This is a genomic window from Vibrio sp. 1288, from assembly GCF_033344475.1.
On the sequence record NZ_JAWPOX010000554.1, the window covers coordinates 1 to 687 of the forward strand.

Below are 687 nucleotides of genomic sequence, written 5' to 3' on the forward strand. Positions count from 1 at the left end.
TGCATCTCATCATCGACCTCTCGAATGAGCAGTTGTCAAAAAGAGCGACGCGCGACATTAATGACCTTATTCAAGAATCCTTGTTTGTCTTAAGTCTTGTGCTGGTTTTCACTTTGCCAATTACCGCGTTGGCGCTGCATTACCGTCGTCATAGTGTGGAATCGAAGTTAGCCCGTGCCGCACTCGATGGTATGACCGCCGTCATGATTTCTGACGCATCGCTCCGCATCATCATGGTCAACCAAGAGTTTGAAAACATGATGGGTTATTCTACCGAACAAGTGAAAGGCTCGAATGCCCACAGCCTGATTTTGCTTCCTGAAGACCTCGAAGAGACGCTAAACATTTGGAATAAGTTAGGGCGCGAGAATGTTTGGGAAGGCGAAGTACGCTGCCGTACCCAATTGAATCATGTGTTTACGGCGATCATGCGTATCCAAGCGAACTTAACAAAGTCCGGTAAAATCAGCTATTACATCACTTCGCTGGTGGATATTTCTGAACGTAAAGCGTTGGAAGAGCAGCTGCGCAACTTAAGTGAGAAAGACGGTTTGACTGGACTGTGGAACCGCAGAAAGTTTGAAGAACAATTAACCCACTACGCGAATATTGTAGAACGTTATCCTGATACACCGACGACGTGTTTGGCTTTGTTTGATATTGACCACTTTAAGCGCATTAACGATG

Annotated in this window: 1 protein-coding gene; it reads left to right on the top strand. The window is 45.9% G+C overall.

Annotation, left to right across the window (positions count from 1 at the left end):
• Positions 1-687: PAS domain S-box protein (locus tag R8O11_RS28000; RefSeq protein WP_318194970.1), on the top strand; the 687-nt coding region annotated here is incomplete at both ends.